Raw genomic sequence first — 14,921 nt, 5'->3', positions numbered from 1 at the left:
GATTACTCATTTTATATGCTACTCTTTCCATTTTCTTTTCTTTTATGTGTTCTATCCTGGAAGCCGCTCTATTGAGTGTAACCCCTTCTTATATAAAAATAAAAAATAAGGAAGGAAAAGCATATGCTAAAACCCTTGCTAATTTTAAGCAGGATATAGACAAACCTTTAATAGCGATTTTAACCGTTAATACCATTGCGCATACGGTTGGTGCTATTTTAGTGGGAGTACAGGCCGAAAAGATATACGGGGATGGTGGCAATGCAGTAGGAATTGTCTCAGCGATTATGACGATGGCTATTTTAGTTCTTTCTGAAATTATTCCGAAAACCATTGGCGCCACATACTGGCAAGGCCTGGGGAATTTTACTGCAAAAACCCTTAAAATAATGATCTTCCCACTGAAGTATACCGGGATACTTTGGCTTATGATGCTCACCACAAAATTAATAGGCAAATCGGCTCACGTTTCTTCTATGAACAGAGAAGAATTTGCGGCAATTACAGATGCAGCAGAGGAAGAAGGCGTGTTTGATGAAAGTGAAACCACGGTAATTAAAAATCTACTGGTATTTAAATCGGTTAAAGCAAAAGACGTAATGACGCCATATTCTGTGGCTATTATTGAAAATGAAGATACCAGCATAGAAGAATTTCACCGAACCCATAAGAATCTTAAATTTTCCAGAATTCCAGTTTATAAAAATCAAACCAACAATGTTACCGGTTTTATTCTGAAAGATGATGTGTTGGAGGAAATGATAGATGATAAAGGTGGTGAACCTTTGAGCACTCTAAAAAGAGATATTTTTATGAGCGCTGAAGATACTCCCATACCAGAGCTCTTTGAAAATTTTGTTCAAAAAAGAGGGCATATTTCCATGATCGTAGACGAATTTGGCAATACCGTAGGCCTGGTAACTATGGAAGATATTATTGAAACTTTACTGGGGCTTGAAATTATGGACGAGAGCGATAGTATTGAAGATATGCAAATGCTTGCCCGTCAAAACTGGGAAAAGCGCGCAAAACGTCTTGGATTAATTCAAAGGAAAGATAATGATGAACCAAAATCAGATATTTCTGAAAACTCCACTGGGGACAGCCAGGATTAGTGGAGACGAAGAAGGAATTTGGGCCATTCAAATTCTGGATGAGCAGATCCCGACTTCTACAGAAATTCCCGATTTTCTTCAGTCTGCCGCACAACAATTAGACGATTATTTTAAAGGAGAACTGCAAGAATTCAGTTTAAAATTAAACCCTAAGGGTACCAATTTTCAGCAAAAAGTCTGGAAAGCTTTAAGTGAAATCCCTTTTGGAAAAACCTGTAGTTACCTGGAACTTTCAAGAAAATTAGGTGATGAAAAAGCGGTGCGAGCGGTTGCGTCTGCAAACGGAAAAAATCCGCTTTGGGTGGTAATTCCCTGTCATCGTGTAATTGGAAGCGATAGATCTTTAACTGGCTATGCAGGCGGTTTACATAGAAAACAGTGGCTCTTAAATCACGAAAATAACACGTCACAACTCTCAATGTTCTAAAATTTCAGTTTTATGATTAGATTTTTAAAGATTTCCGGAACCGTAATTTTTGTACTTCTAATCGCTGTAATTATTCTTATAACTTTCGATTTTGGATATATTTTCCGCGGAATGCAGGCCACTTATTTCCAGGGAGAAAAAACAGCATTTATAGATGATTATCCTCATTTTGACAATCGACTTATTGAAGCGGGAACTGAAGTGGATACCTGGCCCGAACATTCAAATTACAACACTGCCACGACCACTGGTGATCTTGCCGAATTAAACGAAGAACTGGAAACTGCGGCTTTTTTAATTATAAAAAATGATAGTATTTGGTTTGAAGAATATTACCAGGAATATGGCCCCAATTCTAAGACCAATTCGTTTTCTATGGCTAAAAGTATTGTTTCAGCAATGCTGGGAAAAGCAATTAAGGATGGCCATATTACCAGTTTAGAACAACCGGTTTCCGATTTTTTTCCGCAGTTTAAAGAAGAATTAAAAGTTGGGGATTTGGCTTCTATGGCTTCCGGGTTAAACTGGAACGAGAATTACTACAATCCTTTTGGGATGACTGCCAGAGCTTATTTTGATGAAAATATTCGGGAACTGGTTTTGCGTCTTCAAGTTACCGAAACCCCAGGAGAAAGCTTTAAATACCTTAGCGGAAACACTATTCTCCTTGGGATGGTTATAGAAAAAGCCACGGGAGAAAATCTTTCAGAATATTTAAGTAAGAGTTTCTGGAAACCCCTGGGAATGCAAGAAGATGCGCTTTGGCAATTAGACAGCGAAGAAAGCGGAATGGAAAAAGCATACTGTTGTATTGCCTCCAATGCCCGCGATTTTGCAAGATTTGGTAAACTCTACAAGAACAAAGGAAAATGTAACGGAAAACAAATCCTGGATTCAGAATTTGTAGCACGATCTACCGAACCGCGTTTTGAAGATAGCCCGCAATATGGGTATGGGTTTTGGCTGAGTGATTATAAAGAAAAAGATATTTTTTATATGCGCGGCATTTGCGGGCAATATGTGATTGTAATCCCCAAGGACGATTTGATTATTGTAAGATTGGGGGAAAACCTTATTAAAAAAGACGAAGACGAAGAACACGCGCCCGATTTCTATAAGTATATTGATGAGACTTATAAAATGCTAAACGATGCTGCAAACAATTAAGCTGGAGAATATTCTATTTCTCGATATTGAAACCGTGCCCGAATTTGAAAATCACGGCCAACTTTCTGAAGACAAAAAATTGCTTTGGGAAGAGAAAACCCAATACCAGCGTAAAGATGAATTTACTGCAGAACAGTTTTATGACCGGGCCGGGATTTGGGCAGAATTCGGTAAGATTGTGTGTATCTCTGTTGGTTTTTTCAGCTTTAAAAATGGGGGAAGAACTTTTAGACTCACCACTTTTAGAGATAAAGAAAAAACCCTGTTACAGGAATTTGCTAATTTATTACAGGAACATTTTTCAAAACCGCATCACCTGCTTTGCGCGCACAACGGTAAAGAATTCGATTTCCCCTTCATAGCCCGCCGAATGTTAATTCACGACCTGGCACTTCCTTTAAAACTCAATTTATTTGGTAAAAAACCCTGGGAAGTTCCACACCTGGATACGCTGGAACTATGGAAGTTTGGTGATTATAAACATTTTACTTCGCTAAAATTACTCACCAATGTTTTAAAAATCCCATCGCCAAAAGATGATATTTCGGGTAGTGATGTTAGAAATGTGTTCTACAATGATAAAGACCTGGATAGAATTGTAAACTACTGTGAAAAAGATGTACTTGCCATTGCCCAGGTTATTTTAAAACTGCGGCAGGAAAAATTGCTGGAAGCTTCTGAAGTAGTAAGCGTTTAAGAACCTATTTTTAAATATGAGTTTTATCAGCAATAAAGCATTTTAACCTTCCCTAAAGATTTAACTATCATTTTATTACTAACTTTAGGTTATAACCAATAAAACCAACAGTTATGTATTTGTATATTGAAATGTGGAATGTAACCGGGAAATGGATAGACCTGTCTAAAGATAAGAGGCGGGAGCTCATGGAAAATATGCAGGATAGAATTACCGGTTTAAAAGATAATGGAGTAGAAAATCTTGGTTGGGCTCTAAATGACGAGCACACTCACTACCGAAGTCAATATCGCTACGTTACGGTTTGGAAAATGCCCTCTTTAGATAATGTGGAGACTTTAGAAGAAAATCTAAAAAAAGTAGGCTGGTACGACTATTTTTCTCAAGCAAATACCCGTGGAAAAATTATTTCGCAGGGAGAAGCTATAGACTTTCTCGTTAATCTTGAAGCAGAATCTACTTCACTAACTTAATATGAATTAAAATAGAAATATTTTCCGGCAGTAGTTTAGAGTACTGCCGGATTTTTTTTATAACTGCATTTCAGGAATATCACCTTCTACAAGTAACTTTCCTTCTGTAGCTTTTTGAATCTCTTCTACACTTACTCCGGGGGCTCTTTCCAGCAATTTAAAACCATCTTTAGTAACTTCAATAACCGCAAGGTTAGTTACAATTTTAGTCACACAGGCCACGCCGGTTAAAGGCAGCGAACATTTTTTAAGCAATTTAGAATCACCCGCTTTGTTGGTATGCATCATCGCTACGATAATATTTTCGGCACTGGCTACAAGATCCATGGCGCCGCCCATACCTTTTACCATTTTCCCCGGAATTTTCCAGTTGGCGATATCGCCGTTTTCAGCAACTTCCATTGCTCCTAAAATAGTAAGGTCTACGTGCTGCCCGCGGATCATCCCAAAGCTCATTGCTGAATCAAAGAAACTCGCACCGGGAAGTGCGGTTATGGTTTGTTTTCCAGCATTAATAAGATCGGCGTCTTCTTCTCCTTCTATTGGAAAAGGTCCCATTCCTAAAATTCCGTTTTCACTCTGAAATTCTACTTCTATATCATCGCGTACAAAATTGGCTACAAGGGTAGGAATTCCAATTCCCAAATTCACATAATACCCATCTTTCACCTCTTTGGCAATACGTTTTGCTATTCCTTCTTTGTCTAACATAATTCTAATTTTGTCATTTCCGCGAAGGCGGAAATCTATATTTCTTCAAAAAGACCGATTCGAAAAGACCCTAAAATCACTATTAAAAAATGAATGATTCTCAAATTACCACATTTTCAAATCTTCAAATAATCTTTTATTAGTTATTCGTTAACTGGTTATTTGTTCAATGGTCACTTTTAACTATTAACCTCTAACTCCCTTTTCGAACTGTTCTTTTCTCAATTCGCTTTTCGTAATTTTTTCCTTCAAAAATGCGTTGCACAAAAATCCCTGGAATATGAATCTGGTTTGGATCCAGTTCACCCGGTTCTACCAGTTCTTCAACCTCAACAACAGTTACTTTCGCTGCACCACACATTAACGGATTAAAATTACGGGCGGTTCCTTTAAAAATAAGGTTTCCGGCTTTATCGCCTTTCCATGCTTTTACAAAAGCAAAGTCTGCTTTAAAAGCTTTTTCTAATACGTACATTTTTCCATCAAACTCACGGGTTTCCTTAAACTGGGAAACCTCGGTACCGTAACCGGCAGGCGTGTACATTGCGGGATACCCTTGTTGGGCTGCCTGGCAGCGCGCGGCTAATGTTCCCTGCGGAATAAGCTCTACTTCCAGTTCTTCGCTAAGCATTTGGCGCTCAAACTCGTCGTTTTCTCCCACATAGGAAGAAACCATTTTATCTATTTGTTTCTTTTGAAGTAAAAGTCCGAGGCCAAAGTCGTCTACCCCGGCGTTATTGGAAATGCAGGTAAGATTTTTTACGTTAAGACGTACTAATTCTGAAATGGCATTTTCTGGAATCCCGCTAAGGCCAAAACCACCCAGCATAAAGGTCATACCATCTTCTACGCCCTGCAAAGCATCTTCTACATTTGCTACAGTTTTTCTAATCATCGGTATTTAATTTTACCGAAAAATACGAAAATAAAAATGCTGTTACAATGCTTTTAGGCTTGTAGATTATATTTTCCTGAAAAATAAAGCTGAATTTTTGCTAAATCCTAAAAGTCAAGTTCATCTGGAACACTATTATTTTCAGAATCACTTTCCTGATTATACTCGTCGCAATTTATTTCAATGGAGAGATTATCTGGTCTGGGAAAAGCATCCTGCGAAATATCCAGCGCTTCATCGGCATAAAGATCTTTCATATACATTCCCCAAATTGGTAAGGCCATAGTAGCACCCTGTCCATAAGTTAAATTTGGAAAATGTACCGCTCTATCTTCGGCACCAACCCAAACACCAGTTACAAGATTAGGAACCATTCCCATAAACCAGCCATCACTTTGGTTTTGTGTGGTTCCTGTTTTACCGGCAATAGGATTTTTAAAATCATAAGGATAACCGGTTACCCCGCGTTTGTAATGATCAAAATCTTTAGCGTAAGTTCCGCGTAAGCGAACCCCAGATCCATATTGAGTTACCCCTTCCAGAATATTTACCGTCACGTAAGCCGCTTCTTTATTTAAAACATCACGGGTTTCTGGTACGTGCTGGTAAAGAACCGTTCCATTTTTATCTTCAATACGGTTTACAATTACCGGTTTAACATAAACCCCTTCGTTTACAAAAGTGCTGTAAGCCGAAACCATTTCAAAAAGGCTCATATCTTCGGTTCCCAAAGCAATTGCAGGGCCTTCGGAAAAGTTTTCAGTATCAACTCCTAATTTTTTTACTAAGTCTAAAACCGGGCCCGGACCTGTTTTATCAATTAATCTTGCAGTTACTGTATTCACAGATTGAGCAAGCGCATTTTTTAAACTTATCATCCCTTCATATTCTCCATTGGCATTTGAAGGTGTCCAATCTTTAATATTTCCATATTTCCCCGCCTCAATAGTAAACCTATTTTTAGGCATAACATCACAAGGAGAAAGCTTTAACTGATCTATAGCTGTAGCATAAACAAAAGGCTTAAAGGTAGAGCCAACCTGGCGTTTTCCCTGTTTTACGTGATCGTACTTAAAATGTTTAAAGTTGGTGCCACCAACCCAGGCTCTAACTTCGCCGGTTTGAGGCGTCATAGACATAAGACCTGCCTGTAAGAATCCTTTGTAATAGAAAATAGAATCTTTAGGAGTCATAATCGTGTCTTTTATTCCATCCCACGAAAAAACACGCATTTTAGTTTCTTTATCAAAAGAAGCCAGAATATCTTCTTCAGATTTTCCCTGGTCTTTCATTTCCTTCCATCTTACAGATCGGCGCATTGCACTTTTCACAATACCATCAACCTGTCCCTGGTCTATATCCCGAAACGGGGCAGTTTTGTTATTCTTATTTTGCCGGTCAAATTCTTTCTGAAGGTGGGAAATATGCTTTTCTACCGCAGTCTCAGCATATTGCTGCATTTTAGAATCTATACTGGTATAAATTTTTAATCCGTCGCGGTAGAGACTATATTCACTTCCATCGGGCTTCGGATTTTTTTGAATCCAATCTTTCATAAATCCTTGTAGGTAAACGCGGAAATATGTTGCCATCCCTTCGTCGTGACCTTCGGGAGAGAAATCAAGGTTTAAAGGTAGCTTCTGAAGAGAATCTTTTTCCTGTTCAGAGAGATATCCGTTTTTATTCATTTGAACAAAAACCTGGTTACGGCGTTGTTTTACCAATTCGGGTCTACGTACAGGATTGTATAGAGCGGCATTTTTTAACATCGCCACCAAAACTGCCGATTCTTCTATACTAAGGTTTTTGGCTTCTTTCCCAAAGTAAATTTTTGAAGCTGAACGAATTCCTACTGCCTGATACACAAAATCGTATTTATTAAAATACATGGTAATAATTTCTTCTTTCGTGTATTGTCTTTCCAGCTGGGTAGCAATATTCCATTCTTTAACTTTTTGTAAAATCCGGGCAAAAGGATTGTTTGAAACCTGCTCGGTAAACAAAAGTTTAGAAAGTTGTTGGGTTATGGTACTGGCACCCCCGCGGGTTCCCAGGTAAAAAGCAGCCCTAAGGGTTCCTTTTGGGTCTATCCCGGCGTGTTTGTAAAATCGCTCGTCTTCAGTAGCTACAAGGGCTTCAATAAGATGATCGGGAAGATCGTCATACTTTATAGGAGTTCGGTTTTCACTGTAATATTTCCCTAAAGTTTCCCCATCTGATGAGAAAATTTCGGTTGCGAGATTGGTTTCAGGATTTTCCAGCTCTTCAAAATCTGGCATCTTACCAAATGCGCCCCAACCGGCCAGTAAGAAAATTAAAACTACAGCTAATAAACCAATGCCAAAAATCGTCCAAAAACCAATTATATAAGATCTTTTGCTGGTTTTAGACTTTTGCTGCTTCTTTTTTGTTGCGGCCATTTATTCAAAAATTATTGTAGGTTTTCTTCTATTCTAAAACCTATGTGGGTAATTCCTTCTAAATTTTTTATTCCTTCCACCTGGTCGTTTTTACGCATTGCCTGTTTAATGGCAATTTTATATTCGCCGGGTTCAGTAAAACTCACATTTTCTTTATACCACAGCTTACTTTCTTTTACATCACCAAAACCCGTACCAAGCCAACTTCCATTTGGCGCCGCCATTTCATATTCAAGGGTATCGGTTACCACTTTCCCCTGTGGAAATCGCATTTCGGTTATTAAAAACAGGTTTCTGTAATTATAATCTTTATTATTTCTAACGTTTATAAATAGGTTATAATTTTGCAAAGAATCAAGCTCGCCTAAATTAAAAACTAAAGTAGAATCTCTTTCCCATCCTCCCTGTATGGGCTTATACTCATCATAAACCCGTTTTTCATCACAGGAAACTATTAAGGTAAAAAGACCAATAAAAATTGAAAATACTGCAGCTTTACGCATTATTCGAAGGTTTTCCTTTACGTTTTCTCCGTTTCTTTGACTTGTGTTTTTTCTGTTGACCTTTAGGTTTATCAAAACGTGTTAAGCTATCCTGCCCCACCACATTATTGAAATCTCGTTTTTCTTCTAACTGAAGCTGAACTTCAAACTCTTCAAGGCTGCCAACGTCTTCTTTCTTTCTATTGGCTGCAATTATTTTATTCGCCTGCTCTGCGGTTAATTGATGCCAGTTCATCCATTCGCCTTCATAGGCATACCATAACACTCCTTTAAAAATGTCTATTTTTTGACAAACAGCTGTTCCTTTTTTGGTAAAAAGCTTGGTATCGGTGCGTGGAAAGGTTTTTAAAGCTTCAAGGTAAGAATCAAGTTCGTAGTTAAGACAGCATTTTAGCTTTCCACATTGTCCCGCTAATTTTTGGGGATTTAAGGATAATTGCTGATATCTCGCTGCAGAAGTACTTACCGATCTAAAATCTGTTAACCAGGTAGAACAACATAGTTCACGCCCACAAGAGCCAATTCCGCCAAGGCGGGCAGCTTCCTGGCGCAAACCAATTTGCCGCATTTCTATGCGGGTATTGAATTCTCTCGCAAATTCTTTAATTAACTGGCGGAAATCTACGCGATCATCTGCTGTATAATAAAAAGTTGCTTTTGAAGCATCTCCCTGAAACTCAATATCGCTAATCTTCATACTAAGATTAAGGCGAATTGCAATTTCGCGGGCTCTTTTCTTTATCGCTTCTTCTCTACCACGAACTTCCTCCCAAACGTCAATATCTTTTTGGGTGGCTTTTCGGTAAATCTTTAAAACTTCTTCGCTATCGGTTTTTACTTTTTTCTTTTTCATTTGTACCCTAACCAATTCTCCGGTAAGGCTTACCATACCAACATCGTGGCCGGGAGAAGCTTCTACAGCTACTACATCGCCCATACTTAGGCTTAGGTTTTCGGTATTTTTAAAAAAGTGTTTTCTTCCGTTTTTAAAACGAACTTCTACATAATTAAAAGGTTCTACACCATTAGGCATAGACATATTTGAAAGCCAATCGAATACAGAAAGTTTATTACAGGAATCTGTACCACAGGTTCCGTTGTTTTTACATCCTTTTGGCTGACCGTCTTTGGTTGAGCAACTGCTACAAGCCATAAATATTTATATGTTGTAAGTCTTGCAAATTGTTTTGCAGACTTTTTGGGTTTATATTGAGTTTCTAATCAAGAGCCTTGGGGCACTCCCACAAGTTATGAAACGAAAATTTATTATTTCACTAGAGACAAATCTCAGTACAATTAAATCTCGATTATCGAGTAAATATACCAATATTAATTGGCACTCACTTTTTAGAACGCTTTGTTAACTTTTATATTTTAAAACCTCTGAACGTCCTTTTTTGAATATTTTATTACTGTTGCCTTTTCCTTTTCGCAAAGCTTTTTGCTCCTCATAAGGTAAAGCGGCAATTTCCATACAATCTTTAGAACAGCAATTATTCATTTTCTCGGCACATTCTTCACACTGAATAAAAAGTAAATGACAGGCTTCATTTGCACAGTTCACGTGCTTATCGCAAGGTTTTCCACACTGGTGACAGTGCGCAATTACTTCTTCTGAAATCTGCTCGGCGCGGCGATGATCAAAAACGAAGTTTTTTCCTATAAATTTATTTTCCAGTTTTTGGTTTTCAACCTGGCGGGCATATTCAATAATTCCACCTTCCAACTGATACACGTTTTTAAAACCTTTGTGTTTATAATATGCGCTAGCCTTTTCACAACGAATTCCGCCGGTACAGTACATTACCAGGTTTTTATCTTCTTTATGCTCTTTTAGATCATTTTCAATAATGGGCAAAGAATCTCTAAAAGTATCTACATCTGGAGTAATTGCTCCTTGAAAATGACCAATTTCACTTTCATAATGATTTCGCATATCTACCAAAACAGTGTTGGGATCGCTAATAAGTTCGTTGAATTTTAAAGCATCAACATGAACTCCTTTATTGGTTACATCAAAAGTCGCGTCGTTCAATCCGTCTGCAACTATCTTTTTACGCACTTTTACTTTCAGTTTTAAAAAGGCTTTTGCATCGTGTTCTATGGCGATATTCAGCCTAACACCTTCTAAAAAGTAGATATTATCTATAAACTCTTTAAATTCTTCAAAACGTGTTGCCGGAACTGAGAGTTGGGCATTAATCCCTTCGTGGGCTACATAAATACGGCCAAGCACATCCATTTGGTCCCAGGCAATAAAAAGGTGATTTCTAAATAAATGTGGATTGCCAATTTTGGCGTAGGCATAAAAAGAGAGCGTTAAACGGTCTTCTCCCGCTTCGTCTATAAGTGCTTCCCTCTCTTTAGCGCTTAATTTATTGTACAGTTGCATGCTATACTAATTAGTTAAGGTTAAAGATATTTTTTGCAAAGATACTTAAAATTGAAGGAAGAAAAAATGCCCTGAAAAGTCATTTCCCAGGGCATTTTTTGTGTGGCTAATTCGGTTTGTAATCTTTTTTACTTTGTTTCATAAATTAGATTTTTAGTTTCTAGCCACCATCAACCCGGCAACTTACGTTCAACAAAATAATTGCTGAAGTACTACAACCACCAGGCATAATCAGACTTTTTTTCAAAAATCTCATAGGCAGGGTTAATTTTTAATTTTCACTCGAAAATCGAGATTTAAAACATTTTTTACAAATTCAAATATGCTTTAAACCTCAGGTTAGACAGTAAATATACAAAAGCTGCCCATATAAAATTGTGATGAAGGAAAACTTATAGTAATTTAGCAACTCTCTAAATAGATTATTCAAATTATGAGCAACGATAAAGAAAAAGAAGCAAAATTAAAGGCCTTAAAGCTTACCCTGGACAAAATGGATAAAACCTATGGAAAGGGTACCGTTATGAAGATGAGTGACCAGGCCATATCTGATGTAGATGCGATTTCTACGGGTTCTTTAGGCTTAGACCTGGCTATGGGTGTAGGCGGGTATCCACGAGGACGGGTTATAGAAATTTATGGACCGGAATCTTCGGGTAAAACCACTTTAACTTTACACGCAATTGCCGAGGCACAACAAAAAGGAGGTATTGCTGCTTTTATTGATGCAGAACATGCTTTTGACCGTTTGTATGCTGAAAAACTTGGCGTAGATATAGAAAACCTAATTATTTCTCAACCCGATAACGGGGAGCAGGCTCTAGAGATTACCGATAATTTAATTCGGTCTGGTGCTATAGATATTATCGTGATAGATTCGGTCGCAGCACTTACTCCTAAAAGTGAGATTGAAGGAGAAATGGGAGATTCTAAAATGGGATTACACGCCCGTTTAATGTCCCAGGCCCTTAGAAAACTTACCTCTTCAATTAGTAAAACCAATTGTACCGTAATCTTTATTAACCAGCTTAGGGAAAAGATTGGGGTAATGTTTGGAAATCCTGAAACCACTACCGGTGGTAATGCCCTTAAATTTTATGCTTCGGTTCGATTAGATATTAGACGTTCTACGCAAATAAAAGATAGCAATAGCAATGTAATGGGTAATAAAACCCGGGTAAAAGTTGTAAAAAACAAAGTGGCCCCACCTTTTAAAATGGCTGAATTTGACATTATGTATGGCGAAGGAATCTCTAAAATTGGTGAGATTATAGATATTGGGGTAGATTATGAGATCGTGAAGAAAAGCGGTTCATGGTTTAGCTACGAAGACACTAAATTAGGCCAGGGCCGTGATGCGGTAAAAATCTTGCTAAAAGACAATCCAGATTTAATGGAAGAACTTGAAGAAAAAATTAAAAATGCTATAAAAGTAGCCAAAGAAGCTTAGTATCAGCAATTAAGTTCACTTAGCTTTTTGTATTTTTAAAAGCAAATAATAATCAAATCTTAAAAATCCCTTAAAATGAGGGATTTTTTTGATGCTGGACGCAACCTTTTCATTCATACTGCATCTATGAAATAGATAACCCTAAAATAATTATTTTAAAATGAAAAGAATTGCCTTATTAATGGTCCTGGCGCTAAGCTTTTACAGTTGTGACACAGATGATGACGGTCCTAACGTAGCTTACGAAGTTGCAGAAATTACTGCCTATGAATTACCCGAATATTTTGAAACAGGAGAGGATTATGAGATTGAAGTCACCTATGAGCTAGCTGATGCATGTCATACTTTTGCAGGTTTTGAACAAGGTCCTTCTGAGGATGAAGATGATGAGGATGTTATCTTATATTACATCCACGCATTGAGTTCATATGACCCTAACTTAATTGAATGCAACGAAGAAGGCGAACTCACTGAAACTCGACTTGCCCGAAATGATTTTAGAGTAGCTTCTAATACAGAATACACTACTGTTAGGTTTATGTTACTAAGAGGTGTATCTTCTACTAACGAAAGTGATTACATCACAGTAGATGTGCCAATTGGAGAGCCGGAAGATGAAACTCCAGAAGAGAATACTAACGAATAACAATCTAAGTGAGTGAGTTTAGAAAAACTCATACTTCAGTGTAAAAAACAGGATATTAGGGCACAGGAAAAGCTTTACCGTATGTACTCCGGTAAACTTTTTGGCCTGTGCCTTAAATATTCTAATAACTACCAGCAGGCCGAAGACAACCTGCAGGATGGTTTCATTACCATATTCAATAAAATAGATCAATATGAAGATAAAGGATCTTTTGAAGGCTGGATGAAACGAATTGTGATAAATACCACCCTACAAAAGCACCGAAAAGAAAAATATTTTGAAATCATTAATGAAAACCTCCTGGAAGATCCGGTTGTGGAAATTGATGACGATGAAATTACTACCGATTTTCTATTAGAGAGCATTCAGGAATTACCTGAACGTTATCGCCAAATTTTTAACCTCTATGCGTTAGACGGATTTTCTCACAAAGAAATTGCCGAAATGCTAAACATAAGTGTTGGAAGTTCAAAATCTAATTTGGCCCGCGCCAGGAATATTTTGAAAGAAAAAATAGAAAACCACCTCAACGACAATAAGGTGCAATCACTATGAAAGAAAGAAAGAACATAGACCGGCTCTACCAGGAAAAGTTCAGGGATTTTGCCCCCGAACCACGACCTGAGTTATGGGATAATATTGCCGGCAAGCTGCAGGAGAAAGATAAGAAAAAGCCTTTTATAATTCCGTTATGGTTTAAAGTTGGCGGTGTGGCCGCGGTTTTAGCATTAATGCTGGGCGGCTATTTTTTTAGTCAGAATAATTTTACCAATACCGAAGTAGTTTTTGAAGTAGAAGAAACTGCAAAACCCCAAATAAATTTACCCGAAATCAATAAAAATGAACAGTTTGTAAATGCTTCAGAAATTCTCAAAAATGTTAATGAAGCTACTTTTTCAACTTCTGAAGGCGCCAACACCTCATCAGCTAATAACAATTCGGCTTTAGCTTCAGAAAATACTAATTCAGAAGCAACAAAAATTTCTAATACTTCAACTGAAACACAAAATTCAGGAAATACCGCAGCTAAATTAAATGAGCAAAATTCAGCAATAGCGGAAGAAGATCACCAGGATTCCGAAGAAGAAAATTATAAAAATCAGGATTTCATCATTCCAAATTCAAAAAACGAACAGCCTGAAGCAATTGCCGAAAACAGTGATGAAAATACTGAGAAAGAAGAAGCAATTTCCCTTAAAGACAGCCTGGAAGTTGCAGAGCAATTAGCCCAAATTGAAGAAGAAAAAAACCTTGATAAGGAAGAAGAATTAATTGCAGAGGCTTCTAAAAAGAAACTTAGGTTAAGCACTTTTGCGGCTCCTGTATTTTACGATAATATTGGCAGCGGGAATGCAATAGACCCACAATTTGCCGGCAATAATACCAGCTCGCAGGTAAGTATGGCTTACGGGATGAATTTAGCTTATGCTATTTCAGAAAAAATTAAAATAAGAAGCGGAATTTCTAAAGTTGCGATGAGCTATAATGTAGAAGATATCGTGTTTTCTGCATCCATAAATCCAAATACCATAAGTTCTATAAATTATGAGTCTGGGGGAAATAATGTGCAGTTAGAGAATGCGGCACCAAGCGGTCTACCGGGCCATAGTGATAGGGACAATTCTAACTTTTCTTCTGTCAATAATATGGCATTACCTGGGGAGATCAATCAGCAGTTTGGTTTTATTGAAGTTCCCTTAGAAATAGAATACAGCCTTCTAGACAGTAAAATTGGGCTTAACTTAATAGCGGGGGGAAGCAGCTTGTTTTTAGACCAAAACAGTATACAGGTAAATACCAATAATCAAAACACCAGGATTGGTGAAGCCAACAATATTAATAAAGTAAGTTTTAGCACTAATGTTGGTGTGGGATTAGATTACAAATTAACCGATAGTTTTAAGTTGAATGTAGAACCTATCTTTAAATATCAACTTAATACTTTTGATGATGCTCCCGGCGTACGCCCATTTTACTTTGGCGTGTACTCTGGAATAAGTTTTAGTTTTTAACACCTATGTAGTG

The 14,921-nt window shown here is 37.5% G+C and carries 15 protein-coding genes; 9 read left to right on the top strand and 6 right to left on the bottom strand.

From position 1 onward, the window contains the following. The 5 genes from AACZ30_RS03540 to AACZ30_RS03520 all read left to right on the top strand — a co-directional run. On the top strand, positions 1–1,115 hold a 1,115-nt coding region (locus tag AACZ30_RS03540), incomplete at its 5' end, for a CNNM domain-containing protein (protein WP_339647809.1). Continuing rightward, on the top strand, positions 1,060–1,542 hold the full coding sequence (locus AACZ30_RS03535) for a methylated-DNA--[protein]-cysteine S-methyltransferase (RefSeq protein ID WP_339647808.1): 483 nt from the start codon (positions 1,060–1,062) through the stop codon (positions 1,540–1,542). The genes AACZ30_RS03540 and AACZ30_RS03535, both read left to right, overlap by 56 nt. 12 nt (positions 1,543–1,554) lie before the next feature. Further along, positions 1,555–2,709, top strand: coding sequence for a serine hydrolase (locus AACZ30_RS03530; protein ID WP_339647807.1), 1,155 nt, complete (start codon positions 1,555–1,557; stop codon positions 2,707–2,709). Then, a complete protein-coding gene (locus tag AACZ30_RS03525) occupies positions 2,693–3,406 on the top strand; it encodes a 3'-5' exonuclease (protein ID WP_208223869.1) in 714 nt (237 codons plus the stop codon). Before AACZ30_RS03530 ends, AACZ30_RS03525 begins: the two co-directional genes overlap by 17 nt. Positions 3,407–3,519: 113 nt before the next feature. Continuing rightward, positions 3,520–3,879, top strand: coding sequence for a DUF6616 family protein (locus AACZ30_RS03520; protein WP_208223867.1), 360 nt, complete (start codon positions 3,520–3,522; stop codon positions 3,877–3,879). 57 nt (positions 3,880–3,936) lie between these two features. Here the strand turns inward: AACZ30_RS03520 and AACZ30_RS03515 are convergent, their stop codons facing one another. The 6 genes from AACZ30_RS03515 to AACZ30_RS03490 all read right to left on the bottom strand — a co-directional run bounded on the left by AACZ30_RS03515 (position 3,937) and on the right by AACZ30_RS03490 (position 10,800). Then, positions 3,937–4,590 carry a CoA transferase subunit B gene (locus AACZ30_RS03515; protein WP_208223865.1) on the bottom strand — a complete coding sequence of 218 codons (654 nt, stop codon included), beginning with the start codon at positions 4,588–4,590 and terminating at the stop codon, positions 3,937–3,939. 193 nt (positions 4,591–4,783) lie between these two features. Then, entirely contained in the window at positions 4,784–5,485 is a 702-nt protein-coding gene (locus AACZ30_RS03510) for a CoA transferase subunit A (protein ID WP_339647806.1), read from the bottom strand. 107 nt (positions 5,486–5,592) lie between these two features. Further along, on the bottom strand, positions 5,593–7,905 hold the full coding sequence (locus AACZ30_RS03505) for a transglycosylase domain-containing protein (RefSeq protein WP_339647805.1): 2,313 nt from the start codon (positions 7,903–7,905) through the stop codon (positions 5,593–5,595). Between the two features lie 11 nt (positions 7,906–7,916). Beyond that, positions 7,917–8,408 carry a gliding motility lipoprotein GldH gene (locus AACZ30_RS03500; protein ID WP_075325488.1) on the bottom strand — a complete coding sequence of 164 codons (492 nt, stop codon included), beginning with the start codon at positions 8,406–8,408 and terminating at the stop codon, positions 7,917–7,919. After that, on the bottom strand, positions 8,401–9,561 hold the full coding sequence (gene ricT, locus AACZ30_RS03495; RefSeq protein ID WP_075325487.1) for a regulatory iron-sulfur-containing complex subunit RicT: 1,161 nt from the start codon (positions 9,559–9,561) through the stop codon (positions 8,401–8,403). The genes AACZ30_RS03500 and ricT overlap by 8 nt, the downstream gene beginning before the upstream one ends. A 207-nt stretch (positions 9,562–9,768) precedes the next feature. Next, positions 9,769–10,800 carry a rhodanese-related sulfurtransferase gene (locus tag AACZ30_RS03490; protein WP_093304518.1) on the bottom strand — a complete coding sequence of 344 codons (1,032 nt, stop codon included), beginning with the start codon at positions 10,798–10,800 and terminating at the stop codon, positions 9,769–9,771. 433 nt (positions 10,801–11,233) lie between these two features. On the opposite strand from AACZ30_RS03490, the gene recA reads away from it, so the two are divergent. The 4 genes from recA (at position 11,234) to AACZ30_RS03470 (ending at position 14,908) form a co-directional block, all read left to right on the top strand. After that, a complete protein-coding gene (gene recA, locus AACZ30_RS03485) occupies positions 11,234–12,250 on the top strand; it encodes a recombinase RecA (RefSeq protein WP_339647804.1) in 1,017 nt (338 codons plus the stop codon). A 160-nt stretch (positions 12,251–12,410) separates the two neighbouring features. Then, entirely contained in the window at positions 12,411–12,896 is a 486-nt protein-coding gene (locus AACZ30_RS03480; protein ID WP_339647803.1) for a hypothetical protein, read from the top strand. A 12-nt stretch (positions 12,897–12,908) separates the two neighbouring features. After that, a complete protein-coding gene (locus tag AACZ30_RS03475; RefSeq protein WP_208223855.1) occupies positions 12,909–13,451 on the top strand; it encodes a sigma-70 family RNA polymerase sigma factor in 543 nt (180 codons plus the stop codon). After that, the gene (locus AACZ30_RS03470) at positions 13,448–14,908 is read left to right on the top strand and encodes a hypothetical protein (protein ID WP_339647802.1); all 1,461 of its coding nucleotides are present in this window, start codon (positions 13,448–13,450) and stop codon (positions 14,906–14,908) included. The genes AACZ30_RS03475 and AACZ30_RS03470 overlap by 4 nt, the downstream gene beginning before the upstream one ends. The last annotated feature ends 13 nt before the right edge of the window (positions 14,909–14,921 follow it).

This window comes from uncultured Salegentibacter sp., assembly GCF_963972535.1.
Taxonomy (GTDB): domain Bacteria; phylum Bacteroidota; class Bacteroidia; order Flavobacteriales; family Flavobacteriaceae; genus Salegentibacter.
Note: the sequence above shows the minus strand (reverse complement) of the source record. Positions and strands in the feature narration are given on the sequence as shown.

Coding starts and splice junctions, on each gene's coding strand:
- AACZ30_RS03535 (WP_339647808.1), top strand. CDS start 1,060: ATGATGAACCAAAATCAGATATTTCTGAAAACTCCACTGGGGACAGCC.
- AACZ30_RS03530 (WP_339647807.1), top strand. CDS start 1,555: ATGATTAGATTTTTAAAGATTTCCGGAACCGTAATTTTTGTACTTCTA.
- AACZ30_RS03525 (WP_208223869.1), top strand. CDS start 2,693: ATGCTGCAAACAATTAAGCTGGAGAATATTCTATTTCTCGATATTGAA.
- AACZ30_RS03520 (WP_208223867.1), top strand. CDS start 3,520: ATGTATTTGTATATTGAAATGTGGAATGTAACCGGGAAATGGATAGAC.
- AACZ30_RS03515 (WP_208223865.1), bottom strand. CDS start 4,590: ATGTTAGACAAAGAAGGAATAGCAAAACGTATTGCCAAAGAGGTGAAA.
- AACZ30_RS03510 (WP_339647806.1), bottom strand. CDS start 5,485: ATGATTAGAAAAACTGTAGCAAATGTAGAAGATGCTTTGCAGGGCGTA.
- AACZ30_RS03505 (WP_339647805.1), bottom strand. CDS start 7,905: ATGGCCGCAACAAAAAAGAAGCAGCAAAAGTCTAAAACCAGCAAAAGA.
- AACZ30_RS03500 (WP_075325488.1), bottom strand. CDS start 8,408: ATGCGTAAAGCTGCAGTATTTTCAATTTTTATTGGTCTTTTTACCTTA.
- ricT (WP_075325487.1), bottom strand. CDS start 9,561: ATGGCTTGTAGCAGTTGCTCAACCAAAGACGGTCAGCCAAAAGGATGT.
- AACZ30_RS03490 (WP_093304518.1), bottom strand. CDS start 10,800: ATGCAACTGTACAATAAATTAAGCGCTAAAGAGAGGGAAGCACTTATA.
- recA (WP_339647804.1), top strand. CDS start 11,234: ATGAGCAACGATAAAGAAAAAGAAGCAAAATTAAAGGCCTTAAAGCTT.
- AACZ30_RS03480 (WP_339647803.1), top strand. CDS start 12,411: ATGAAAAGAATTGCCTTATTAATGGTCCTGGCGCTAAGCTTTTACAGT.
- AACZ30_RS03470 (WP_339647802.1), top strand. CDS start 13,448: ATGAAAGAAAGAAAGAACATAGACCGGCTCTACCAGGAAAAGTTCAGG.